This window comes from Paraburkholderia aspalathi, from assembly GCF_905220735.1.
Taxonomy (GTDB): domain Bacteria; phylum Pseudomonadota; class Gammaproteobacteria; order Burkholderiales; family Burkholderiaceae; genus Paraburkholderia; species Paraburkholderia aspalathi.
On record NZ_CAJNBA010000006.1, the window covers coordinates 128,518 to 154,134 of the forward strand.

Sequence of the window (25,617 nt, forward strand, 5' to 3'; positions counted from 1 at the left end):
TCAGAGCTCGGCTTTCAGTTGATTCAGCAGGTCAGCGTGAGCTGCCTGGTCGACTTCGCGCTTCAGGATCTGTTCAGCGCCCTTCACTGCCAGTGCAGCAACTTCGCCGCGCAGCGTTTCGCGGGCTTTCACGACTTGCTGTTCCGCGTCGGCCTTCGCTTGCGCGATGATGCGAGCGGCTTCAGCTTGTGCTTGAGCCTTGATTTCGTCGGCGACTGTCACTGCGCGCTTTTCTGCGTCAGCAATACGTTGCTGACCGTCGTTGCGGGCCTGAGCCAGTTCCTGGTCGACGCGCTTGTGGGCGGCTTCGAGTTCAGCCTTGCCCTTTTCAGCGGCAGACAAACCGTCAGCAATCTTCTTTGAGCGCTCGTCGAGGGCGTTGATCAACGGCGGCCACACGAACTTCATCGTGAACCACGCGAGGATCAGGAACACGACCATTTGCGCAAACAGGGTTGCGTTGAGATTCACGGTGTTTCCTTAAACGTTGCTAGTTCGGAAAGTGAAACGGCAAGGCGCTCATCGATTCTGTATTCGATCAGCGCCCAAGTGCCCGTTCCGCCCTGCGCCTTTACCAGTTATAGCTCAGGCGCAAACTTCCGAGGAACCTCAGCCTGCCAGCTTCGACAGCAGCGGGTTCGCGAACGCGAACAGCATTGCCACACCAACGCCAATCAGGAACGCAGCATCGATCAGACCAGCCAGCAGGAACATCTTGGTTTGCAGCGGGTTCATCAGTTCCGGTTGACGAGCACATGCTTCGATGTACTTGCCACCCATCAGGCCGATACCGATACAGGCGCCGATTGCACCCAGGCCGATGATGATGCCGATACCGATGGCGGTCAGACCCTGGATGTTGGCGATGAAAGCTTGCATGATCACTCCTTTGTGAAAAGTCTTTTAGAACTGGTTGGAACTGGGATTTAATAAAAACAAAACTAAAACAATTCGTCGTTCGACACGCCGTGATTAGTGGCTGTCGTGTGCCTGTCCGATGTACACCAGCGTCAGCATCATGAAAATGAACGCTTGCAGCAGAACGATCAGGATGTGGAAGATCGCCCAGACCGTGCCTGCAATGACGTGGCCGATAAAGCCGAGCACTGACGCGTCCGCGCCGAAACCCCACATGCTGCCGAGGAGAGCAATCAGCAGGAACAACAGCTCGCCCGCGTACATGTTGCCGAACAGCCGCATGCCGAGCGAAACCGTCTTTGCGACGAACTCGATGATGTTCAATGCAAGGTTCGGGATCCACAGCAGCGGATGCGCGCCGAACGGAGCCGACAGCAGTTCATGCACGAAGCCGCCTGCGCCCTTGATCTTGAAGTTGTAGTAAATCATCAGCGCGAACACGCCGAGTGCGATACCGAGCGTACCGTTCAGGTCGGCCGTCGGCACGATGCGATGGTGGGGGATGGCTTCCGACAAACCCAGCCAGCCGATTACGCGGCCCGGCAGGTCGACGGGGATGAAGTCGAGCGAGTTCATCAGCGCGACCCAGACGAACACGGTCAGTGCCAGCGGTGCGATGAAGGTACGCGAGCCGTGGATCATCGACTTCGATTGATCTTCGACCATCTCGACCAGCATTTCGATCGCGCACTGGAAACGACCCGGCACACCGGACGTTGCCTTACGAGCCGCCAGATGCAGGATGGCGATCGTGGCCAGACCGCAAACGATCGACCAGAAAAGGGTGTCCAGATTCCACACGTGAATGTCGAAAATCGACGTCTGGTGCGCGGTGGAAAAGTTCTGCAAGTGGTGCGCGATGTACTCGGACGGATCCAGAGCGCGCGTGCCTTCGCTAGCTGCCATATCGTTAATGCCACCCAAATTGTCGAAAATCGTCTTAGGCCGTTCCCGCCGCAATTCTCTATTGCGGGAACACGCCGGGTGCGGATCGTGTCATATCCGCACTCCTTACGCCAGCGCTGCGCGCCGGCCTGAATTTTGTGTTGCTACTCTCTGCTCCTACCTTAGCGCCACGCGAGGGCGATCCAGTATGTCTTGAGCGCGATGAGGTAAGTCACGAGCAGCGGCACCCAGCGTACGTCGTGATACCAGAAGGCGATGGCTACAAACATCGCGATCGTTGTCCCCATCTTGAGCGCTTCGCCGATCATCCAGCTCATCACTGTTTCGGCGCCGCTCAGCGTTCTAAGTCGTGCCGCGAACAACGCGCCCGGCACCCAGCAGATCGCTCCCCCCAGGAACGCGGACAGCGCAGCAGCGCCCGGCGGCTTGTAGAACAGCCACCACACCAGCGTAGCACCCAGGGACAAAACCATTTGCGCCACCACGACCTTGAAAGGCGTGACGCGCGATGGACGACTCACATTCGGACCAAACAGCTTTTCAGCCTCAGCCCGCGTGAGCGGAACGATATTGTTATCTTGTTGCTCGACATCCCACGCATCGTCAGTTGTAACGTGCTGACCGGTGGACGCAACGGAAACGGTGCGTTCAGCGCGGTGGTCGTCACGCCCATTCTTCGGCGCTTGATTCGACGTTTTAACCGCCATCGCAGTGTTCCGAAAGTCTTGTTCCAGCCCGCGAGCTTACGCTGCGCTTACGGGGTTGCCGTGCAATTAAATCCGGGCGATTGTAAGCGATAGTTGCAGGCAATTCAAGACTTTAGGCCGTTCAATAACCAGCATGAAAACGGCCGCCACGATGCGGGAACGCGAACTCGGGCGGTGTGTACACGGCAAATGTAAGGCGGCCGGGGGATGGCAAAACATGCGCGCTGAGTCAGGCCGCTTGAAGCGCTCGGATGCATCGTTTCGACGCTGCTACGGACGTCTCAAAAATGCAACAGACGATGTTTTTTGCCACGTTTGGTAGACATGGAGGACGGCGCCGGGTAGATGCGCGACGGCGACTGCAGGCCTGGTCCCTCCCATGGCGAACAAACATCGCCGGAGGTTCACCCTCTGTCAGGACGGTCGACCCAACGTGCAGTCAGGCGCCTGCAACGTCATCCCGACCCCGCCCTGCCCTCGCACCTTAACAATCCCCGCGTCGGCACCCAACACCCGCTGCCGAATCCCAGCACGTGAGGACGGAGCATGCAGAACCCGTTGCAATGCCGCAGCAATATGGCTAAGCCTGCGCGAGCAGCTCAAATCGCAGCGCAACCCGGCCACATCTGCGTCACCACGAAAATATCCGCGCAGGCCGATAAATCGCAATCCTTATTATTAAACGCGACATATAGTTAGGTATCCAACTGATATCCAAGCAGGTTATCGATCGAGCAGAGAGACCATCAAACGAGCGATGCGAGGGACAAATACGACCACTGCCCCACCGCTTCCGCCGAAAAACACACCAGGCGCGCCAAACAGCTTGCGAGCGAGAACCGGGAATCAGCCCACAAGCATGCCCGACATCCTTCCCATTCAACCCGCCACGATCAGGCCGTAGCGTTACCGCGCAACCGGACGAGAATCCCTTCTAACGCGTCCAGATCGCCGAAGTCCACCAACACCTGGCCACGGCCGCGTCGGCCGAGCTTGATCTTTACCGTTGCGGCGAGCAGATCCGACAATTCCTCCTCAAGCCGTCGCGTATCGCGGCCGCCGTCCTGATTCGCTCGCGCCTTGACCGCAGGCGCAACTTTAGTCGTCGTCGTCACCAGCTTTTCGGTTTCGCGTACCGACATGCGCTTGTTGACGACCTGGTTGGCCAACGTGATCTGCGTCGCGGCGTCGACGGCCAGAAGCGCGCGTGCATGCCCCATGTCGAGATCGCCGGCCAGCAGCATCGTCTGCACCGGCGACGCCAGGTTCAGCAAACGCAGCAAGTTCGACACAGCACTGCGCGAACGGCCAACCGATTCGGCCGCCTGCTCGTGCGTGAAATTGAACTCGTCGAGCAAGCGCTGAATACCCTGCGCTTCTTCCAGCGGATTCAGATCTTCGCGCTGAATATTCTCAATCAGCGCCATCGCAGCGGCCGCCTGGTCCGGCACGTCCCTCACCAGCACCGGCACCTCATTGAGACCGGCGATACGTGCCGCACGGAAGCGCCGCTCGCCGGCGATGATCTCGTACTTATCCGCCGACACCGGCCGCACCAGGATCGGCTGCATGAGCCCCTGAGCACGGATGCTGGCGGCCAATTCCTGCAACGCGCCCTCGTCCATGCGCGTACGCGGCTGGTACTTGCCGGCCTGCAGCTTACTGAGCGGCAGCACGTTCGGTGCACCCTCGATCACGACGGCCTCGGTAATATCCGCACTGCCACCCAGCAATGCTTCCAAACCGCGACCCAACCCTTTCTTTCTTGCTACTGCGTTCATCGTGCTTCCTCGATCCGCTTAGGACGCCTGGGGCGCGTCATTCAACGTGCGCACCCGCTCAATCATCTCTGCACCGAACTGCACATACGCCTGCGCACCGCGCGAGGCCTTATCGAACACGACGCCCGGCAACCCATAGCTCGGTGCCTCGGCAAGGCGTACGTTGCGCGGGATCACCACGTCGAACACCTTGTCGCCAAAGTGCTCTTTCAGTTGATCCGAAACTTGTTGTTGCAAGGTGATGCGTGGATCGAACATCACGCGCAGTAGGCCGATCACCTTCAGGTCGCGATTCAGGTTCGCGTGCACCTGCTTGATCGTGTTGACCAGGTCGGACAGTCCCTCAAGCGCGAAGTACTCGCATTGCATCGGGATCACTACGCCATGGGCGGCGCACAGACCATTGAGTGTCAACAGCGACAGAGCCGGGGGGCAGTCGATCAGGACGAATTCATATTCGCTCTCGACCTCCGCCAACGCGACTTTCAGTTGACGCTCGCGGTGCTGCACGCTGACCAATTCGACTTCGGCACCCGCCAGTTCACGGTTCGCGGGCAGCACGTCATAACCGACGGCTTCCGGACGCACCCGCGCATCCGCCACGGCTACGCCATCCACAAGCACTTCGTAGACGGTGTTCGCACACGCAGCCTTGTCGACACCGCTGCCCATCGTGGCGTTGCCCTGCGGGTCCAGATCGATGAGAAGGACTCGCTGTCCCTGCGCTGCCAGGCTCGCGGCCAGATTGACTGCCGTCGTCGTCTTGCCGACGCCGCCCTTCTGGTTCGCAACGCAGAAGATTTTTGCCATCGTTGGTGTGTCCCTTTTGCTGCTTGAATAAAGTAGAAAGCGCTCGTGGTATGCGGTGCGTGCCTGGCACCTACTGGTGGCGGCCCTCACCTACGCTCGTCCACCCGCACCTTGATCAGATGCCGCTCAGCGTCGAGCGACGGCACATTCAGCCGGATGATCTGCTCCACATGGGCACCCGCCGGCAGGCGCTCGATCTCACCATCCGGACGCACCCCCTTCATCGCCCAGATCGCACCGTGCTCTGCAACGAGATGACGGGCCAGTGTAACGAAATCCGCGAGCTCTGCGAATGCACGCGACACGATTACGTCGAACTTTGCCGGTACTTCGGCGCCCGACCGCAAAGTCTCGACGCGGCCCGTGACAACCGACAGATTCGCAAGGCCGAGCTCGGCTTTGGCCTGGGCCTGAAAAGCCGTCTTCTTGTGCACGATGTCGTTCACGGTGACGGTCCACTCAGGCAGGACGATGGCCAGCACGATACCAGGCAAGCCGCCACCGGAGCCCACGTCCAGCACCGAAGACGCGCCGCGCGTAGCGAGATGGGGCACGATCGAAAGCGAATCCAGGATGTGCTGGATCAGCATCTGCCGCGGATCGCGAATCGCCGTCAGGTTGTAGACGGCATTCCATTTGGACAGCAGCGCAACGTAGTCGAGCAGTTTGTCGAGTTGCGCGTCGCTGAGAGCGAGGCCGAGCTCGCGGACGCCGTCCGCTAGCAGCGGCGCCAATGCCTCATTACCGCTTCCCTTCTGACTCACCGTCATTGCACCACCGGCGTGCTCTCCGCGCCGGGTTCGGCGGGTTTCGTCGAACGGCGTCCCAAGCCACGCTTGAGGTGAACCATCAGCAGGGAGATCGCCGCCGGCGTAATGCCGGAGATACGCGATGCCTGGCCGATAGTTTCAGGGCGGAATTGCGTCAGCTTCTGACGCGCTTCAAACGATAGCCCTCTTACCTCGGCGTAGTCCAACCCCTCCGGCAAACGCGTGTTTTCGTGCGACTCATTCCGCTCGATCTCATCGGCCTGGCGGTCGATATAGCCCTGATACTTGATGCCGATCTCGATCTGTTCCTTGATCTGGGCGAGCAGAACGTCGTCTTCGGCTAGCGTCTCAGGCGCAGCACATGCACCCTCGCGCAAACCGCAGACACCGTCGTAAGTCACACCCGGACGGCGCAGCAGATCCGCCAAACTGTATTCGTGGTCGATCGGCTTGCCGAGCAATGCCGTCGCTTCTTCGGCCGGCAGCGTCTTGGGGTTGACCCACGTCGTGCGAAGACGCTCTGTTTCACGTGAAACAGCATCCCTCTTGCGGCTGAATGCGTCCCAACGGACGTCATCGACCACGCCGAGTTCGCGGCCGATCTCCGTCAGACGCATATCGGCGTTGTCTTCGCGCAGGCTCAGACGGTATTCGGCGCGGCTCGTGAACATGCGATACGGCTCGGACACCCCTTGCGTCACCAGATCGTCGACCAGAACACCCAGGTAGGCCTGATCGCGGCGCGGACACCATGCGTCCTTGCCCTGTACGTGCAAGCCGGCGTTGATCCCCGCCAGCAAGCCTTGTGCAGCCGCTTCCTCGTAGCCGGTCGTGCCATTGATCTGTCCCGCAAAGAACAACCCGCTAATCACCTTGGTTTCCAGCGATGCCTTCAACCCACGCGGATCGAAGTAATCGTATTCGATCGCGTAGCCCGGCCGCAGAATATGCGCGTGCTCCAGGCCACGCATCGAACGCACGAGTTCCAGTTGCACGTCGAACGGCAGGCTGGTGGAAATCCCGTTGGGATAGAACTCGTTCGTCGTCAGCCCTTCTGGCTCGAGGAAGATCTGATGCGATTCCTTCGACGCGAAACGGTGAATCTTGTCTTCGATCGACGGGCAGTAGCGCGGCCCCACCCCTTCGATTACGCCGGTGTACATCGGTGAGCGGTCGAGACCACCACGGATGATGTCGTGCGTCCGCTCATTCGTATGCGTGACCCAGCACGGCACTTGACGCGGATGCTGCTCGACGCGCCCCAGAAACGAGAAAACCGGCACCGGATCCAGATCGCCCGGCTGTTCTTCGAGTTTCGAAAAGTCGATCGTCCGACCGTCGATGCGCGGCGGCGTCCCGGTCTTGAGGCGGCCTTGCGGCAGCTTCAACTCCTTTAGACGACCGGACAGCGACACCGCTGCCGGATCGCCGGCACGGCCACCGGTGTAGTTGTTCAAACCCACGTGAATCTTGCCGTCGAGGAACGTCCCAGCCGTCAGCACGACTGCGCGCGAGCGGAAACGAATCCCCACCTGCGTCACCGCACCGACCACCCGGTCGCCTTCCACCATCAGATCGTCGACCGCTTGCTGGAACAGCCACAGGTTCGGCTGATTCTCCAGCCGATGCCGGATCGCCTGCTTGTACAGCAGACGGTCCGCCTGCGCGCGCGTCGCGCGAACGGCAGGCCCCTTCGACGAATTGAGGATGCGGAACTGGATCCCGCCCTCATCCGTCGCAGCCGCCATCGCACCGCCGAGCGCATCGACTTCCTTCACCAGATGGCCTTTGCCAATGCCGCCGATGGACGGATTGCAGCTCATCTGACCGAGGGTTTCGATGTTATGCGTCAGCAGGAGCGTCGTATTGCCCATGCGTGCTGAGGCCAAGGCGGCCTCAGTGCCAGCATGACCGCCGCCGACGACGATTACGTCAAATTCTGTGGGAAAAAGCATCGCGGATCTCACGCCAGATCGTCGCGTGAGCCTTTCAAAGGAAAATGTATGGGCGAATTATAACGGGTTCGGTTTAGGCCCGAATTTCGTCCGAATGGCCAGGCAAGAAAAAAGCGGTGTGTTTCACGTGAAACACACCGCTTTGAACCGCAGCGATCCGACCGAAAATGAAGAACTAAGCCACTTTCTTAGCCAGCCCCAGATATGTCTCGATCACGCGCGGATTCTGCGCCAGATCCGCGGCCGGCCCTTCCAGCGCCAGTTCACCCGTTTCAAGCACATAGCCGTAGTCAGAGATCTGGAGCGCGGCGCGTGCATTCTGCTCGATCAGCAGCGTCGCCACGCCGGTCTGCCGCAGCGCACTAATAATGTGGAAAATTTCTTTCACGATCAGCGGCGCGAGGCCGAGGCTCGGCTCATCGAGCATCAACAGATCGGGTTTGCCCATCAACGCACGGCCCACCGCAAGCATCTGGCGTTCGCCACCGGACAACGTCCCGGCCGCCTGCTTCCGCCGCTCTTTCAAGCGAGGAAAAAGCGTAAAGACCGGCTCGAGCTGATCGAGAAAATTGCGCTCCCCTGCCCGCTTACGCCGATACGCGCCGAGAACCAGATTGTCTTCAACAGTCATCGACGCAAACAGTTCGCGCTTTTCCGGCACCAGACACATGCCGCGCGCGACCCGCTTTTCAACCGGCACCGCGCTGACGTCTTCACCCTGATAGAGGACCGCGCCTTTCGCATGACCCGTGGTCGGCAATGCGCCCATGATCGCGTTCAGCAACGTGGACTTGCCCGCCCCGTTCGGACCAATCACCGAGACGATCTGACCAGGCCGCACCTTAATTGCCGCGCCGTGCAGCGCTTCGACCTTGCCATAGCGGACCGACAAACCGTTCACGTCGAGAATCGGCGCAGCATCATTCATCGTGTTCTCCATCACTCCACCCCGCCCAGATAGGCTTCGAGCACAGCCGGGTCTTGCTGGACATCCTGCGGCAAGCCTTCGGCGATGCGCGTGCCAAACTCCATCACCACCAGCCGATCCGTGAGATTCATCACGAAATCCATATCGTGTTCGACCAGCAGCACGCTCATGCCTTCGGCTTTAAGGCGGCGCAGCAAGTCCGCCAATTGCAGTTTTTCCTGATACCGCAGACCGGCGGCAGGTTCGTCGAGCAGCAACAGGGTCGGGTCACAGCACAGCGCACGGGCAATTTCGAGAATCCGCTGCTGCCCCAGTGCCAGGCTACCGGCCTCGTCGTACATATGCTGTTCAAGTCCGACGCGACGAATCTGGCGAGCAGCTTCCGCCATCAAGCGCGCTTCTTCCCCACCGTTCAGGCGTGCGACGCTGCGCCAGACACCGGCCTGCCCACGCAGATGCGCGCCGATCGCTACGTTCTCCAACACCGTCATGCCCGGCAGCAGCTTGACGTGCTGGAACGTTCGGCCAATGCCACGTTTGACGATTTCACGTGAACTCAGCGAATCGATACGCTCGCCGCAAAACGTGATTTCGCCGCTCGTTGCCTGCAGCACACCCGTGACCAGATTGAAGGTGGTCGACTTGCCAGCGCCGTTCGGCCCGATCAAACCGATGATCTGCCCGGCTTTCACCTCGAAGCTGACGTCGTTCACCGCGACCAGCCCGCCGAACTGCTTGCGCGCCTTGTTCACCGTTAGCAGGCTTTCGCCCGCCGCCGGCTTGCTGCGCTGCGGCAACGGCTCCGCATGATCCGACAGATGCGCACGCGGCCCCTTCGGGAAAAACCGCGCGACAAATGGCCAGACACCCTGGCGAGCGTATTGCAGCAACAGCACCATCAAGATGCCGAACACGATCACTTCGAAGTTGCCGTTCTCGCCGAGCAGCTTCGGCAACAGGGTTTGCAGATAATCCTGCAGCACGGTCAGGATTGCCGCACCGAGCACAGCGCCCCAGACATGCGACACGCCCCCCACCACCGCCATGAACAGAAACTCGATGCCGTGGTTCAGACCAAAGGGCGTCGGATTCACCGCGCGTTGCAGGTGCGCGTACAGGAAGCCTGAAATCGACGCCAACACCGCGGCGTAGACAAAGATCACTACACGCATCCAGCCCGTATTGACGCCCATCGCTTCGGCCATCATGCCGCCGCCGCGCAAAGCACGGATCGCCCGCCCCGGCCTGCTATTAAGCAGATTTTGAACAGAAATCACCGCGCCGAGCACCACCACCCAGATCAGGTAATAGATATGACGGCCGGACTCCAGGTTGATACCAAAAACATTCAGCACCGGAATCCCATTGATGCCGTCGTACTTGCCGAGCATCTCCAGGTTGCCAAACAGATAGAACAGCGCGAGCCCCCAAGCAATCGTGCCGAGCGGCAGAAAGTGACCCGAAAGCCGCATCGTCACGAGCCCGAGCATCAGCGCGATCAGCGCCGTTACCACCACGCCCGCGATCAGCGCGAGCCAAGGCGACACACCGTACGCCGTCGTCAGATACGCGGTCGCATACGCGCCGATGCCGACGAACGCCGCCTGCCCGAAGCTCGTCATCCCGCCGATACCCGTCAGCAGCACGAGACCGATCGCGACGATCGAATAAAGGCCGATGTAGTTGAGCAACGTCACCCAGTACTCGGGCACATGAATCGGATGCGGCAGCACCGGCAACGCGAACAGCACGACGAGGAACAACCAGAAGAACTTGTTTTGCATGATCCGTTTCATCGTGTCACTCCTCTTCCTCTTCCGAGTGCGGGCTGGCCAGACTCCGCCACAACAGCACCGGGATGATCAGCGTGAACACGATCACTTCCTTATAGGCGCTCGCCCAGAACGACGAATACGACTCCAGAAGACCAACGAGGATCGAACCGGCGGCTGCCAGCGGATAGCTGACCAGCCCGCCGATAATTGCCCCTACAAAACCCTTCAAACCGATCAGGAAACCCGAGTCGTAGTAGATGGTGGTCAAGGGTGCGACAAGGATGCCGCACAGCGCACCGAGGCCCGCCGCGAGCGTGAACGCGAGGCGCCCTGCCTGCGTCGTGCCGATGCCGACGAGCCGCGCGCCGAGCCGGTTCACGGACGTTGCGCGCAAAGCCTTGCCGGAGATCGAGCGATCGAAATACAGATACAGCCCGCCGATCAGCACCACCGCCGTGCCGACCACCCACAGGCTTTGCCCGGAAATCGACAGCGTGCCGAGGTTGAAGGTCGCATCGGAGAACGCCGTGGTGCGCGAGCCTTCCGCACCGAACATCACGAGCCCGAGGCCGACCATCGCAAAGTGCACCGCCACCGCGACGATCAACAGCAGCAGCGTGGTCGCCTCCGCGATCGGCTCGTACGCGAGCCGGTAGACGAAAGGCCCCATCGGAATCACGATCAGCAGCGTCAGCGCGATCTGCGCGATCATCGGCAGCGGATGCAGGAAAACACCCTGCGTGAGCGCGTACACCGCAATCGGAAACAGCAGATATTTGCCGACCAGCATCACCAGTGTGCGCGCCGCATGCCGGCGTCTTTCGGGATGCCGCACCAGCCCCGCTATCTCGACGACAAAGCATGCCGCGCCCATCGCCATCAACAACCAGCACGTGGCCGGAAATTTTTGTGTTTGCAGTGCGGCGAGCGTCAGCGCGCCGTACGAAACAAACTCGCCCTGCGGGATGAAGATCACCCGCGTGACGGAGAACACCAGCACTAGCGCAAGCGCGAGCAGCGCGTAGATCGCGCCGGTGGTGATGCCGTCCTGTGCGAGGATCGCCGCAATTGATAGATCCATACTTCCTCGTCCTGAAGCGTCGAAGTCAAAACCGGGAACAGTCGTGGCGGCAGAACTCGCGGCCGGCCACTAACCAGCGATGCCTGAAAAAGCGACCGCCGCGCCGGAATACGGCGCAGCGGTCGTTGCCATTGTCATCGAACAGAATGGCAATGCGGCGTCTTGCGCCGCATGCTGCGCGAGAGGCGCGTATCGTTTTTGTTGTTAGTCGTTCAGCAGCTTCCACTTGCCGTCGACGATCTGCACGATCACGCGTGCGCGCTTGTCGAGGCCGTTGTGGTCGGTCGTCGTGGTGTTCATGATGCCGTGCGAAACCGGCAGCTCCTTGATGTTTTCAAGCGCGCTGCGCAGTGCCATGCGGAACGCTTCGCTGCCCGGTTGAGCGGTCTTCAGCGCGACCGGAATCGCAGCTTGCAGCATCTGGCCGGCGTCCCATGCGTGACCGCCGAAGGTCGCCACCGAGCCCGCGCCATACGCTTTCTCATACGCGTCCTTGTAGGCTTCCGACGACTTCTTCACCGGATTCGAATCCGGCAGCTGATCGGCTACGAGGATCGGACCAGCCGGCAGGAGTTCGCCTTCGCAATCCTTGCCGCACACGCGCAGGAAGTCGTTGTTGGCGACGCCGTGCGTCTGGTAGACCTTGCCCTTGTAGCCACGCTCCTTGAGCGTCTTGGCCGGCAGCGCCGACGGCGTACCCGCGCCCGCGATCAACACCGCATCCGGGTTCGCGCCCATCGTCTTCAGCACCTGGCCGGTCACCGAGGCATCGGTGCGGTTAAAGCGTTCATTGGAGACGATCTTCAGATGATGCGCGGCGGCGGCCGCGGTGAAGACGTTGTTCCAGCCGTCACCGTACGCATCCGCGAAGCCGATGAAGCCAACCGTCTTCACGCCGTGACGCTCCATGTAGTCGGCGATCGCGTCAGCCATCAGGCTGTCGTTTTGCGGTGGTTTGAAGGCCCATGCGCGCTTGGCGTCCATCGGCGAAATGATCGCAGCCGATGCCGCCAGCGAGATCATCGGCGTCTTGCCTTCGGCCGCTGCGTCGAGCATCGCCAGCGAATTCGGCGTGACGGTCGAACCGACGATGGCGTCGACGTGGTCTTCGTCGATCAGCTTGCGCGTGTTCTGCACGGCCTTGCCGGTGTCCGATCCATCATCGAGGATGATGTATTGCACGGTCTTGCCGCCGATCTCTTTCGGCAGCAGCGCGATCGTGTTCTTTTCAGGAATCCCGAGCGATGCAGCCGGCCCCGTGGTGGACAGCGTGACGCCGATTTTCACCTGCGCGAACGCAGCGCCCGCGCCACACATCAACGCCATCGCGATACCGGTGCGTACCCATTGCTTTGTCTTTTTCATGCAAGTCTCCAAACGCTTTGAAGCGCGTATCTGTAATCCGGCGCACGGGCCGGGTGTCTGAATCTAGTTATAGGGTTCTGGCATGCCAAGCATGGTTTTCCCTGCTCAGCATCAACGCCGTCGCCGTTCTGGTGCCACTCCCCTGCTGCGAACCACTACTGCGATTTCTAATGCGCGAAACACTAACATGTTAGTAGTATTGCGTTCTGCATCATTCACGGTCAATAGACTGTCGCCCGAATGCGGGTTTGTCCTGAAACGGGCCGCTTAGGCCGCGCTTCGACCATGTTTCATCTCCGATCCTTCGCCTGTCCAACGCACTTCAAGCTCCACCAGTCATCAAATGCGGGCAATAAAAAAGACGCGGCAACTGCACGCGTCTTTTTTGAGTAGGTCCCGTATCGCTTCGCCTTCGCTCAGTCGCCGGACAGCTTCCACTTGCCGCCGGCGATCTCCACCATCACACGCGCCCGCTGGTCGAGACCAGCGTGGTCGTTCGCGCTCATGTTGAAGATGCCGTGGGAAGCGGGCATGTCTTTCGTGTTTTCGAGTGCCGCACGTAGCGCTTCGCGGAACGCAGGCGTGCCCGGCTGACCTTTCTTCAGCGCAAGCGGGATCGCGCGTTGCAACAGCAAGCCTGCATCCCAAGCGTGACCGCCGAATGTCGAGACCGAACCGGCGCCGTACGCCGCTTCATACGCATGCTTGTAGGCGAGCGCGGACTTCTTCACCGGGTTCGAATCGGGCAATTGGTCAGCGACCAGCAGCGGACCAGCCGGCAGATAGGTGCCTTCGCAATCCTTGCCGCACACGCGCAGGAAGTCGTTATTGGCGACGCCGTGCGTCTGATAGTACTTGCCCTTGTAGCCGCGTTCCTTGAGGGTTTTCTGCGGCAATGCGGCCGGTGTGCCCGCACCGGCGATCAGCACCGCATCCGGATTCTGCGACATGATCTTCAGCACCTGGCCGGTCACCGAAGCATCGTTGCGCGCGAAGCGTTCGTTCCCGACGATCTTGATCTTCGCGAGATCGGCCGCCTTGCCGAACTCCTTGAACCAGCTCTCGCCGTACGCATCCGCGAAGCCGATAAAACCGACCGTCTTCACACCGTGATTCGACATATGCTGCGCGATCGCGGTGGCCATCAGAATGTCGTTTTGCGGTGTCTTGAAGACCCACGCGCGCTTCGCATCCATCGGTTCCACGATGCTCGCCGCGGCGGCCATGGAGATCATCGGTGTGGTGCTTTCGGAGGCGACGTCGATCATGGCCAGCGAGTTCGGCACGACGGTCGAGCCGATCAACGCATCCACATGATCTTCGCTGATGAGCTTACGTGCGTTCTTGACGGCCTGGGTTGAATCCGTGGCGTCGTCGAGCACGATGTAGTCAATCTTCTGCCCTGCCACTTCTTTAGGCAGCAGCGCGATCGTGTTCTTTTCCGGAATACCAAGCGACGCAGCCGGCCCTGTTGCCGACACCGTGACGCCGATTTTCACGTCCGCGAATGCCTGGCCACTCCATGCCGCGGATACCCCGGTGGCGACCAATGCCGCGCTCATCCAACGCAATGCCGACTTCATCCCGCTCCTCTGTCTACCCCGTTATTCATTTGAATCCAAATCCGCAGACTTGAATCACCGACCGCTCGGTCGGTGAATGGCAAGTTTAGCGGACGAAAGCCCCGCGCTGCAAGCATTTTGCAGGGTAAGGGCAGATGAAATCGGGGGTGGCTCGGTGAATAAAAAAGGGTCACCGAATTAGCGGAGAGATTGAATGGCGAATAACGAAAAGCACAAATAAAAAGCGCTGTTGGATATCAATCCAACAGCGCTTTCGTCTGGGCACTGAGTGCCTCATTGTCTCCTCGTTCTCCACCTGCAAAATTCGTGGTGCATCAGAACTGCATGAAGATTAAACGAGCACCCTCCCCCTTACAACTAGCAATTACCCTAGTGGTGCACTGCGGCACAAATGTGGGGCACGTTTTGTTCCGATTTAGCGCGAGGCCGGCCTGCGCGCAACGCAAGATCCAGCCTGACCGATTTCACGAGCGCCGAATTATATCGGATGCCAAAGCAATTTGAAATTCATTGCCGCCTCATTGCCGCCTCATTGCCGCTTCAGGCCCGCAATGGCCGCACTCTCGCGATGATCTCGCCGACAATACCGCGCCGGAACGCCAGCACGCAGGCAATAAAAATCACGCCCGTTACGATGGTCACGGATTCGCCCAGCGAGCGGAACCATTCGACGCCTGTCGACGAAGCCAGCGCCGTGCCGATATCGCCGAGCCGGTCTTCGAGCGCAACGATCAGCGCCGCGCCGAGCAGCGGCCCGAACAGCGTTCCCATGCCACCCACCAGCGTCATCAGGATCACGAGACCCGACATGGTCCAGTACGCGTCGCTCAGCGTCTCGAAGCCCTGCACCAGTACCTTGAGCGAGCCCGCCAGACCGGCGATCCCAGCAGACAGAATGAACGCCAGCAGTTTGAAGCGATCGGTATCGTAACCCAGCGACACGGCGCGCGGCTCGTTCTCCTTGATCGCGACCAGCACCTGCCCGAACGGCGAGTGCACGATCCGCACGATCAGCAGGAATGCCAGCACCATCACGGCCAGCACGACAAAGTACAGCGTCACGTCCGACGACAGATCCAGCAAGCCGAACAGTTTGCCGCGCGGCACGCCTTGCAGGCCGTCCTCGCCGTGCGTGAACGGCGCTTGCAGGAACACGAAGTAGACCATCTGCGCGAGCGCCAGCGTCACCATCGCAAAGTAGATGCCCTGCCGGCGAATCGCGAACAGGCCGACCACCAGCCCAAGCAACGTCGCCGTGGCGGTGCCCGCCAGCACACCGAGCTCCGGAGAGAAGCCGAGCGTCTGCATCGCATAGCCGGTGACGTAACCGGCCGACGCGAGAAACATTGCGTGACCGAACGAGAGCAGCCCCGTGTATCCAATCAGCAAATTGAAGGCCGCGGCGAACAACGCGAAGCACAGCACCTTCATGACGAAGAGCGGATAGATGCCGAGCACCGGCACCGCGAGAAGCGCGATCAGCAGCAGACCGTAGAGCACTTTTCTCTGCATCATTTTTCCTTGCCGAAGAGACCCGCCGGGCGCACCAGCAACACGAGCGCCATGATCACGAAGACGACGGTCGCCGACGCTTCCGGGTAAAACACACGCGTCAGCCCTTCGATCACGCCAAGCAGCAGGCCGGTCAGGATCGAGCCCATGATCGAACCCATGCCGCCGATCACGACCACCGCGAACACGGTGATGATCATCGGCTGGCCCATCAACGGCGAGACCTGAATCACCGGCGCGGCCAGCACGCCGGCGAACGCGGCCAGCGCGACGCCGAAGCCATAGGTGAGCGTGATCATCAACGGCACGTTGACACCGAACGCCTCGACCAGTTTCGGATTCTCGGTGCCCGCGCGCAGGTAGGCGCCAAGGCGCGTCTTCTCAATCACGAACCACGTGGCGAAGCAGACCACGAGCGACGCCACCACTACCCACGCGCGATAGTTCGGCAGGAACATGAAGCCGAGATCGGTCGCACCGGAGAGCGCCGACGGCACGTCGTATGGCTGGCCGGACGACCCGTAAATCGAGCGGAACACGCCTTCGACAACCAGCGTGAGCCCGAAAGTGAGCAGCAGCCCATAGAGGTGATCAAGCTTGTACAGCCAGCGCAGCATCGAGCGTTCGATCACGATGCCGAACACGCCGACGATCAGCGGCGCGAGCACCAGCATCACCCAGTACGGCAGGCCGAAATACGACAGGCCCATCCACGCGAGCATTGCGCCGAGCATGAACAACGCGCCGTGCGCGAAATTGATCACGTTAAGCAAGCCGAAGATCACCGCCAGACCCAGGCTGAGAATCGCATAGAACGAGCCGTTCACGAGCCCCAGCAGCAACTGGCTCAGCATCGCCGGTAGCGGAACGCCAAAGATTTCCATTGAAGCCTTAATCCCTTAAGCCAACGTCAGGGTGAGATCGGTTACGTATGATCCCGCCGGCGCGCGGCCGGCGAGCCATCCGCTCGATCGCGCGCGGCACATGAAGCAGCTGACCATCAGTCTGTGTACCAAAACGGCGCTATATATTTCCCGCCAGAAACGGCTGACAGACGGTCAACTGGTTATCAACCTACGCTTATTTCCACATCGCGCAGCGCGTTTCAGCCTTGGTCGTGAACGCCTGTTCGCCGGGAATCGTCGCAGTGATCTTGTAGTAGTCCCACGGCTCTTTGGATTCGGCCGGCGTCTTCACCTGCATCAGGTACATATCGTGGATCATGCTGCCGTCCTGACGGATGTAGCCCTTCGCGTAGAAGTCGTCGATCTTGGCCTTCTTCAGTTGCGCCATTACCTTGTCGGAGTCGGTCGAGCCGACCGTCTGCACGGCCTTCAGGTAGGTCATGGTCGCGGAGTAGTCGGCAGCCTGCAGGCTCGACGGCATCTTCTTCATCTTGTCGAAGTAGCGCCGCGCCCACGCGCGCGTAGTGGCGTCCTTGTTCCAGTACCAGCTGTCCGTCAGCACCAGGCCCTGGGTCGTTTCCAGACCCAGACTGTGGACGTCGTCGATAAACATCAGCAGTGCGGCCAGCTTCATCGTCTTCGTGATGCCGAATTCCTTGGCGGCCTTGATCGAGTTGATCGTGTCGCCGCCCGCGTTAGCGAGGCCGAGGATCTGCGCCTTCGACGCTTGCGCCTGCAACAGGAAAGACGAGAAATCCGATGCCGAAAGCGGATGACGCACAGCGCCCAGCACCTGGCCGCCGTTGGCCTTCACGACGTCCGACGTATTCTTTTCGAGTGCCTTGCCGAACGCATAGTCAGCGGTCAGGAAGTACCAGGTCTTGCCGCCCTGCTTCGTCACCGCCGAGCCCGTGCCCTTGGCGAGCGCCGTCGTGTCGTACGCGTAGTGGATCGTGTACGGTGTGCACTGCTCGTTGGTCAGGGTGTCGGCGCCCGCGCCGATGCTGATATAAACCTTGTGCTTCTCACCAGCCACCGTGTTCATCGACAGCCCGGTTGCCGAATTCGTGCCGCCGATCAGCAGATCGACGCCATCCCGATCGAACCATTCGCGCGCCCGCGACGCCGCGATGTCGGCCTTGTTCTGGTGATCGGCATAGACCACCGAGATCGGCTTGCCATTGACCTTGCCGCCGAAGTCGGCCACGGCCATGCGGATCGCTTCGAGACCGCCCTGGCCATCAATATCCGCATACAGACCCGACATGTCGGTGATGAAGCCGATCTTCACGGCATCGTCAGCGGCCTGCGCGCTGCCCATCGTCAACGCGGCGCCGGCGGCAACCGCGAAACAGAGTGTGGCAAGCCGCGCGAGTGGGTTCTTTTTCATTCCTGTCTCCTGGTTTCTTCGCTTGTGGTTATCAGAGGCAATCGGACGTTTCTCGTTACTTCCTGTCTATACGCCCAGTAAGTCGTGCAGCACCGGCATCTTGCTTTCAAGCTCGCCGGCCTCGAAGTGTTCGACGATCGCACCATGCTCCATCACATAGAAGCGATCGGCGAGTGGCGCGGCAAAGCGGAAATTCTGTTCGACCATCACAACCGTGTAGCCGCGCGCCTTGAGCGTCATGATCATGCGGGCCAGCGCCTGCACGATGACTGGCGCCAGGCCCTCCGAGATTTCGTCGAGCAGCAACAAACTCGCGCCGGTGCGCAGAATGCGTGCGACCGCCAGCATCTGCTGCTCGCCACCCGAGAGCCGCGTGCCCTGGCTCATGCGGCGTTCCTGCAGATTCGGGAACATCGAATAGATTTCTTCGAGCGACATCATGTGCGCCTTGTCGCCGACGGGCGGCGGCAACAGCAGGTTTTCCTCACACGAGAGGCTCGAAAAAATCCCACGCTCTTCCGGGCAGTAACCGATGCCGCAGTGAGCGATGCGATGTGTGGGCAGGTTGATGGTTTCGCGGCCACTAATGCGGATCGAGCCGGTGCGCCGGCCGGTCAGCCCCATGATCGCGCGCAGTGTGGTGGTGCGCCCCGCGCCGTTACGGCCCAGCAGCGTGACGACTTCGCCGCGGTTCACCGTCAGATCGACGCCATGCAGGATATGGGACTCCCCGTACCATGCCTGCAAACCCGTGATCTCCAGCGCGGGGGCACCGCCAGCCGTGTCGCTCACTTCGAGACTTTCGCGCTCCGCAATCGTATTCATGCGTGGGCTCCGGCGAGCGCCGCGTCGGCGCTGCCCATATAGGCTTGCATCACGAGCGGATTCTTCGACACTTCGGCATAGCTGCCTTCCGCGAGCACCTCGCCTCGTTGCAGCACGGTGATGGTGTCGGAGATGCCGGCGATCACGTTCATGTTGTGTTCGACCATCAGGATCGTGCGGCCGCTCGATACCTTCTTGATCAAGGCCGTGACGCGATCGACGTCTTCATGGCCCATGCCTTGTGTTGGTTCGTCGAGCAGCATCAACTCGGGCTCCATCGCGAGCGTGGTGGCGATTTCGAGCGCGCGCTTGCGGCCGTAGGACAGTTCTACCGTGAGCACGTCGGCGAAATCGGTCAATCCGACCTGGGTGAGCAAGTCCATGGCCCGATCGTCGAGCTGACGCAGCGTGCGTTCGCTCTTCCAGAAATGAAATGCCGTGCCGAGCACACGCTGCAAACCGATGCGCACATTCTGCAATGCTGTCAGATGCGGAAATACAGCAGAAATTTGAAACGAGCGGATGATGCCGCGCCGGGCGATTTGCGCCGGGCGTTCACTGGTGATGTCGATTCCGTTGAAGACGATCTGGCCCGCGGTCGGTTCAAGGAATTTGGTGAGCAGATTGAAGCAGGTGGTCTTGCCTGCCCCATTAGGGCCGATCAGCGCATGGATCGAGCCACGGCGCACGCGCAGGTTCACCCCGTTCACGGCGATGAAGCCTTTGAACTCGCGGGTGAGGCCGCGCGTTTCGAGAATCGTATCGCCGAGAATCATGTTCCCTTCCATACGGAGTAAGGCGAAGCATTACGATCTTCCGCGCGAACGGCTGCGCGACTTTTATGTGTGACGGCGGCACCCCGTGCCGCTCGTTGGCGTACTGCACCAATCCGGACGGTAATCCATGGGCGGCACGCAGCATGGCTGCCATTGTCGCGCCAATGATGCAGCGCATTCATTGGGATTTGCACTTAGTGGATGACGACTGTTTGAAGCGGGCCCGAGGCGTGCTCAAGCGGCACGCCACCCTTACTCGGGGCGCCTGAAGGATGCGCACGCGATGCGTCAACCTTGCTCGGCAGGCGCCAGGGGGATCCGCGAGCGCTGCTTCCATCACGCTCGAGGCATGCCAGGCAAAGTCCGAGGCACGCACCGCGGCTTCGGCTCCCACAGTCACGCCGAGTGTCACACGGCTGACATGGACGGCGCACCGCTAGTCTGAACCAGCACATTGCCGCCCGAGCGTGCGCGACGGTCTTCGCGGATCATGTCGCTGGCGCGCTCGGCGATCATCAGTGTCGGCGAGTTGGTGTTGCCCGAGGTGATGGACGGCATGATTGATGCGTCGACCACCCGTAAACCGTCAACCCCGATAACTCGTAGGCGATTGTCGACGACCGCGGCGGGATCGTCGGCGGTGCCCATCCGGCAAGTGCCGACCGGATGAAAGATGGTGGTACCGACCGCGCCCGCGGCCTGCTGAAGTTCTTCTTCGGTCTGATACTGGATACCGGGCAGAATCTCTTGCGGCCGATAGGGCGCGAGCGCAGGCGCCGCGGCAATGCGGCGCGTCAGACGCAATGCGTTGGCAGCGACGTGCCGGTCGTAATCGGTGGACAGATAGTTTGGTGCGATCAACGGCGGCGCCGACGCATCGGGCGATCCGACGTGAATACTGCCACGCGAGGTTGGCCGCAACTGACACACCGACGCGGTAAATGCATTGAAGCGATGCAACGGTTCCCCGAAGCGATCGAGTGAGAGCGGCTGCACGTGATACTCGAGATCGGGACGCGTGAGCGAGCGGTCATTCGGATCGGACTTGGCGAACGCGCCGAGTTGCGATGGTGACATCGACATGGGGCCGCTTTGAAAGAACGCGTACTGCATGCCGATCATCAGCTTGCCCCACCAATGCGCGGAAGCGGTATTGAGCGTACGCACGCCGTCGACTTTATAGGCCATGCGCAACTGCAGATGGTCCTGCAGATTTTCGCCGACGCCGCACAGATCCTTCACAACCTCGATACCGAGATTCTGGAGGCGCGCACCATTACCGATACCGGAGAGTTCGAGCAATTGCGGCGAGTTGACCGCACCGGAACTGAGGATCACTTCGCAACGGGCTTTGGCGAGATAGTCCGTGTTGTCGCCGCGATATTCGACGCCGGTGCAGCGACGTCCCTCGAACACGACGCGCTGTGTATGGGCACCGGTGATAACGGTGAGATTGGGTCGCCTAAGCGCCGGACGCAGAAAGGCTTTCGACGCGTTCCAACGGATGCCGCGTTTCTGATTGACGTCGAAGTAACCGACACCGGTGTTGTCACCGCGATTGAAGTCATCGGTAGCGGGTATGCCGGTTTGTTGTGCGGCTTGTGAAAACTCTTCGAGGATCTTCCATTTCAGGCGTTGTTTTTCGACGCGCCATGGGCCGCCTGCTCCATGCGATTCGGACGCGCCGGCGTGGTGATCTTCGCTGCGTTTGAAGATGGGGAGGACAGAGTTCCAGGACCAGGAGGCGTCATTGGTGACGCGAGCCCATTCATCGTAGTCCTCGCGTTGGCCGCGCATGTAGATCATGCCGTTGATGGAGGAGCTGCCGCCTAGTACTCTGCCCCGCGGGTATGAGAGGGAGCGGCCGTTCAGGCCGGGTTCTGACTGGGTTTTGTAGAGCCAATCTGTGCGGGGATTGCCAATGCAGTAGAGGTAGCCTACCGGTACGTGGATCCAGTGGTAGTCGTCTTTGCCGCCGGCTTCCAGCAGGAGGACCTGCACCTCTGGATCTTCCGATAGGCGGTTGGCGAGGACGCAACCTGCTGTGCCGGCGCCGACTATGATGTAGTCGAATTCGCCTTCCAGGCGGCGGGTTTTTGTTTGTGTGTTTTCTGGGGTGTTCATCGTTTTGTCTCCTAAGCTTTTTTGCTTTCGCGGCGCTTATTGTCTGTGTTCTTACGGCGTTGGCCTTTCCTTGTTCTGGCTTTGGTGCCTTTCCTTGCTTTGTTAGTGGTCTATTAGCGTTGCCCCTGTGCGGGGCGGCACCTACTTCTCTTTGCTGCTGCAAAGAGAAGTAGGCAAGAGAAAGCAGCTCAAACCGCTAATGCTAAGTGGGCACCGTGGTCTGCAACGGGTAGTGGTGCGACTGGAATCTGGGTTCGTGCCGCTGCACGTGCTTGTGACAAGGGAGTCATACTTCCGGCGGCGCTACGCGCGCCGAAGAGTAGTTCATAAAACCATCCGTTCACTCAGGCCTACCCCACTCGCAATCGCTGCCTTCACATCGAGCGCCTAGCACGCGCCACTAACTAATCAAGCACCTCGCCGAGGCGAAGCCGACGGCCCCCACAAACCTCAACCGAAGCCCGTGGTTTCCCATGCATACCCGTCCGCGACGCACGTAGTGCGGAGTGGGAGCTGATGACTCCTTTGTCACTAACGCGGACTGTGCGAGAACACGGATTCCAGTCGCACCACTACCCGCAGCAGACCACCGTGCCCGCTTAGCAGGGGCTTCTAGCCGCTTTCTTTTGCCTACTTTTCTTTGCGGCGGCAAAGAAAAGTAGGTGCCCCCCCGCACAGGGGGAACGCTAATAAACCAAAAGCAAATCAAGGAAAGGCCAAAGCCCCAAGAACCCTGACAAAAAGCGCCGCAAAGGCAAAAAAAGTCTACTTCGCTACTGGCATAGTGAACTCAGCCCCCTTCCCGATGCTATCGGGCCACCTCTGCATGATGCTTTTATAGCGAGTATAGAAGCGCACGCCTTCTTCCCCATACGCATGGTGATCCCCGAAGAGGGACTTCTTCCACCCACCAAAAGAATGCCAAGCCATCGGCACAGGAATCGGCACATTAATCCCCACCATCCCAATCTGGATCTGCCGCGAAAACGCCCGAGCCACACCACCATCAGAGGTGAACAACGACACCCCATTAGCAAACTCGTTAGCGTTAATCAGCTCAACAGCAGAAGCAAAATCCGGCACCCGCACAACACACAACACCGGACCGAAAATCTCCTCGCGATAAATCTTCATATCGGTCGAGACATCATCAAACAACGTGCCGCCGAGAAAGAATCCCTTCTCATGCCCAGCCACCTGATGGCCACGCCCATCGACCACCAGCTTCGCACCCGCCGCAACGCCGGCATCGATATAACCGGCCACTTTCTCGCGATGCGCCGCCGTCACCAACGGCCCCATCTCGGCTTCCGATTCCATGCCGTTCAGAATCTTCAGGCTCTTCACGCGCGGTGTCAGTCGCTCGATCAGTTCATCGGCAATATGTCCGACCGCAACCGCCACCGAAATCGCCATGCACCGCTCGCCGGCGGAACCGTACGCCGCGCCAATCAACGCATCGACCGCCTGATCGAGATCCGCGTCCGGCATCACCACGAGGTGATTCTTCGCCCCGCCCAAAGCCTGCACGCGCTTGCCGTGCTTCGTGCCTTCCGTATAGATGTATTCGGCAATCGGCGTCGAACCGACAAACGACAACGCGCTCACCTCGGGATGCACGAGCAACGCATCCACCGCCACCTTGTCGCCATGCACGACGTTGAACACGCCGTCCGGCAACCCGGCTTCCTTGAACAATTCAGCAAGACGGTTCGATGCCGACGGATCACGCTCCGATGGCTTCAGCACGAACGTGTTGCCGCATGCGATCGCCACCGGGAACATCCAGCACGGCACCATCATCGGGAAATTGAACGGCGTAATGCCGGCAACCACGCCCAGCGGCTGACGCAGATTCCAGTTGTCGATGCCGCCGCCGATCTGGTCGGTGAAGTCGGTCTTCAGCAGATTCGGAATGCCGCACGCAAACTCGACGATCTCGATGCCGCGCATCACCTCGCCCTTCGCATCGGAAAACACCTTGCCGTGCTCGCGCGTGATCAATTCCGCCAGTTCGTCATGGTGACGGTCGAGCAATTCCTTGAACTTGAACAGCACGCGCGCCCGCTTGATCGGCGCGGTTTCGCTCCATGCAGGAAACGCAGCACTGGCGGCAGCGACCGCCGCATCCACCTCAGCGACACTCGCCAGCGGCACGCGTGCGCTCACGCTGCCAAGCGCGGGATTGAAGACGTCAGCGAAGCGGCCGCTCGTTCCCTCGACCATCTTGCCGTTGATGAAATGGGTCAGCGCGCGTGCGCTCGTCTCGCTCCGGACAGCCTCGTCCTGATATGTCTCGCTCATGTTCTTGTCCTCTTCCTATGAAGGTCTTCCGCCCACCGCGAACGGCGTGATGAACGCAAGCGTACGGCGCTTCGGGGCGACAAATCCAATGAGTAATGCTCAACTGCGCTATAAGGCGAGCTAATATCAGGATATGGATCTGACTCTGCTACGGGCGTTCGTCACCGTGGCACGCGAGGGCAACCTCACGCGTGCCGCAGTGCAGCTTCACCTGACCCAACCCGCCGTCAGCCTGCAAATCAAGCATTTGCAGGAGACGCTCGGCGTGACGCTGTTCACGCGGACCTCGCACGGGCTTTCGCTGACCCGCGACGGTCAGGCCCTGTTGCCCCACGCCGAACGTGCGCTGGGCGCCGCGAGCGACGTGCAGCGAGCGGCGGCGTCGCTGCGCCACGAAGTGCGCGGTCGTTTGCGGATCGGCACGATTCTCGATCCGGCGTTTCTGCGCCTCGGCGGCTTTCTCAAGCAACTGGTGGAAACCTGGCCGCGCATCGAAACGGCCTTGCGCCACGGGATGTCGGGCTGGGTGCTCGAACAGGTTCGTGCCGGTGAACTGGATGTGGGTTACTACATCGGCCTACCATCCGATGACGATGCCCGCGACGGCGCTGCCTTTCATGCCGTCACGCTCACGCACTTCCAGTACCGCGTGCTGGCGCCGGCGGGCTGGAAAGATCGCGTGAAGGGCGCGCGCGACTGGCGTTCGCTCGCCGCACTGCCATGGATCTGGACGCCGCCTGCGTCCGCGCACAACAGGTTGTTGTCGCGCTGCTTCGGTGAGGCCGGCGTCAAACCGGTTAAGGTGGCGGAAGTGGATCAGGAGCCGTCGATGCTCGATCTGGTCAAGTCAGGCGTCGGTCTGACGCTCGCGCGCGATGCCACCGCAATTGCCGAAGCACATGCACACGCGTTGACCATTGTTGAAGGCGTCACCGTGCCGACCCAGCTCAGCTTCATCACGCTCGCCGAGCGCAAGGACGAACCAGCGATCGCCGCGGCGTTGAAGCTGATCGAGCAGCAATGGGCGACTTGAGGACGGCGTCAAGGCCGGCGCGGACCCACGCCTGAGGGCACCACGGCCGCAAGGGCGATATGAGCTGCTCTCATGACAGCCGCGCACCATGCGACCGATTGTCATCTCTCCGCGTGCCCTCGCAGACCGCTTTCGGCTGGTGGCGTAAGCAGAGCAAGCTCGCAGGCGG

Annotated in this window: 21 protein-coding genes; 1 reads left to right on the plus strand and 20 read right to left on the minus strand. The window is 60.5% G+C overall.

The annotated features are described in order from the left end of the window. The 20 genes from KHO30_RS29780 to KHO30_RS29875 all read right to left on the minus strand — a co-directional run bounded on the left by KHO30_RS29780 (window position 1) and on the right by KHO30_RS29875 (window position 24,415). Window positions 1-471, minus strand: coding sequence for a F0F1 ATP synthase subunit B (locus KHO30_RS29780; RefSeq protein WP_054038575.1), 471 nt, complete (start codon window positions 469-471; stop codon window positions 1-3). 138 nt (window positions 472-609) lie between these two features. Then, window positions 610-879, minus strand: coding sequence for a F0F1 ATP synthase subunit C (atpE, locus tag KHO30_RS29785; RefSeq protein ID WP_007180033.1), 270 nt, complete (start codon window positions 877-879; stop codon window positions 610-612). A 93-nt stretch (window positions 880-972) separates the two neighbouring features. Continuing rightward, window positions 973-1,824: a F0F1 ATP synthase subunit A gene (atpB, locus tag KHO30_RS29790; protein WP_054038577.1), complete on the minus strand. Its 852-nt coding sequence runs from the start codon at window positions 1,822-1,824 to the stop codon at window positions 973-975. A 161-nt stretch (window positions 1,825-1,985) separates the two neighbouring features. Then, window positions 1,986-2,531, minus strand: coding sequence for an ATP synthase subunit I (locus KHO30_RS29795; protein WP_054038579.1), 546 nt, complete (start codon window positions 2,529-2,531; stop codon window positions 1,986-1,988). Between the two features lie 893 nt (window positions 2,532-3,424). Continuing rightward, window positions 3,425-4,312 carry a ParB/RepB/Spo0J family partition protein gene (locus KHO30_RS29800; RefSeq protein ID WP_093634488.1) on the minus strand — a complete coding sequence of 296 codons (888 nt, stop codon included), beginning with the start codon at window positions 4,310-4,312 and terminating at the stop codon, window positions 3,425-3,427. A gap of 18 nt (window positions 4,313-4,330) precedes the next feature. Beyond that, window positions 4,331-5,122, minus strand: a complete 792-nt coding sequence (locus KHO30_RS29805; RefSeq protein WP_093634489.1) for a ParA family protein — start codon at window positions 5,120-5,122, stop codon at window positions 4,331-4,333. Between the two features lie 86 nt (window positions 5,123-5,208). Then, window positions 5,209-5,892, minus strand: a complete 684-nt coding sequence (gene rsmG, locus KHO30_RS29810) for a 16S rRNA (guanine(527)-N(7))-methyltransferase RsmG (RefSeq protein WP_211703105.1) — start codon at window positions 5,890-5,892, stop codon at window positions 5,209-5,211. Then, window positions 5,889-7,847: a tRNA uridine-5-carboxymethylaminomethyl(34) synthesis enzyme MnmG gene (gene mnmG, locus KHO30_RS29815; protein WP_211703106.1), complete on the minus strand. Its 1,959-nt coding sequence runs from the start codon at window positions 7,845-7,847 to the stop codon at window positions 5,889-5,891. Before mnmG ends, rsmG begins: the two co-directional genes overlap by 4 nt. Before the next feature lie 175 nt (window positions 7,848-8,022). Continuing rightward, window positions 8,023-8,775, minus strand: coding sequence for an ABC transporter ATP-binding protein (locus KHO30_RS29820; RefSeq protein ID WP_200565600.1), 753 nt, complete (start codon window positions 8,773-8,775; stop codon window positions 8,023-8,025). Between the two features lie 11 nt (window positions 8,776-8,786). Continuing rightward, entirely contained in the window at window positions 8,787-10,571 is a 1,785-nt protein-coding gene (locus KHO30_RS29825; protein WP_200622321.1) for a branched-chain amino acid ABC transporter ATP-binding protein/permease, read from the minus strand. A gap of 4 nt (window positions 10,572-10,575) precedes the next feature. Then, complete coding sequence (locus tag KHO30_RS29830) at window positions 10,576-11,631, minus strand: branched-chain amino acid ABC transporter permease (protein WP_054038592.1); 1,056 nt, start codon at window positions 11,629-11,631, stop codon at window positions 10,576-10,578. Between the two features lie 204 nt (window positions 11,632-11,835). Then, on the minus strand, window positions 11,836-12,996 hold the full coding sequence (locus KHO30_RS29835) for an ABC transporter substrate-binding protein (protein ID WP_093634495.1): 1,161 nt from the start codon (window positions 12,994-12,996) through the stop codon (window positions 11,836-11,838). A 416-nt stretch (window positions 12,997-13,412) separates the two neighbouring features. Beyond that, entirely contained in the window at window positions 13,413-14,579 is a 1,167-nt protein-coding gene (locus KHO30_RS29840) for an ABC transporter substrate-binding protein (RefSeq protein ID WP_211703107.1), read from the minus strand. 540 nt (window positions 14,580-15,119) lie between these two features. Then, on the minus strand, window positions 15,120-16,091 hold the full coding sequence (locus KHO30_RS29845; protein WP_167378384.1) for a branched-chain amino acid ABC transporter permease: 972 nt from the start codon (window positions 16,089-16,091) through the stop codon (window positions 15,120-15,122). Next, on the minus strand, window positions 16,091-16,975 hold the full coding sequence (locus KHO30_RS29850) for a branched-chain amino acid ABC transporter permease (RefSeq protein ID WP_054038594.1): 885 nt from the start codon (window positions 16,973-16,975) through the stop codon (window positions 16,091-16,093). The genes KHO30_RS29845 and KHO30_RS29850 overlap by 1 nt, the downstream gene beginning before the upstream one ends. A gap of 196 nt (window positions 16,976-17,171) precedes the next feature. Beyond that, the gene (locus tag KHO30_RS29855; RefSeq protein WP_093634498.1) at window positions 17,172-18,386 is read right to left on the minus strand and encodes an ABC transporter substrate-binding protein; all 1,215 of its coding nucleotides are present in this window, start codon (window positions 18,384-18,386) and stop codon (window positions 17,172-17,174) included. A gap of 66 nt (window positions 18,387-18,452) precedes the next feature. Continuing rightward, the gene (locus KHO30_RS29860) at window positions 18,453-19,211 is read right to left on the minus strand and encodes an ABC transporter ATP-binding protein (protein WP_054038596.1); all 759 of its coding nucleotides are present in this window, start codon (window positions 19,209-19,211) and stop codon (window positions 18,453-18,455) included. After that, window positions 19,208-19,987 carry an ABC transporter ATP-binding protein gene (locus tag KHO30_RS29865; RefSeq protein WP_054038612.1) on the minus strand — a complete coding sequence of 260 codons (780 nt, stop codon included), beginning with the start codon at window positions 19,985-19,987 and terminating at the stop codon, window positions 19,208-19,210. Before KHO30_RS29865 ends, KHO30_RS29860 begins: the two co-directional genes overlap by 4 nt. A gap of 408 nt (window positions 19,988-20,395) precedes the next feature. Continuing rightward, window positions 20,396-22,111, minus strand: a complete 1,716-nt coding sequence (locus KHO30_RS29870) for a GMC family oxidoreductase (RefSeq protein ID WP_211703108.1) — start codon at window positions 22,109-22,111, stop codon at window positions 20,396-20,398. A gap of 765 nt (window positions 22,112-22,876) precedes the next feature. Beyond that, complete coding sequence (locus KHO30_RS29875; protein ID WP_093634500.1) at window positions 22,877-24,415, minus strand: CoA-acylating methylmalonate-semialdehyde dehydrogenase; 1,539 nt, start codon at window positions 24,413-24,415, stop codon at window positions 22,877-22,879. A gap of 133 nt (window positions 24,416-24,548) precedes the next feature. Between KHO30_RS29875 and KHO30_RS29880 the strand changes: the two genes are divergently transcribed. Next, entirely contained in the window at window positions 24,549-25,448 is a 900-nt protein-coding gene (locus KHO30_RS29880; RefSeq protein ID WP_211703109.1) for a LysR family transcriptional regulator, read from the plus strand. Window positions 25,449-25,617: the final 169 nt, after the last annotated feature.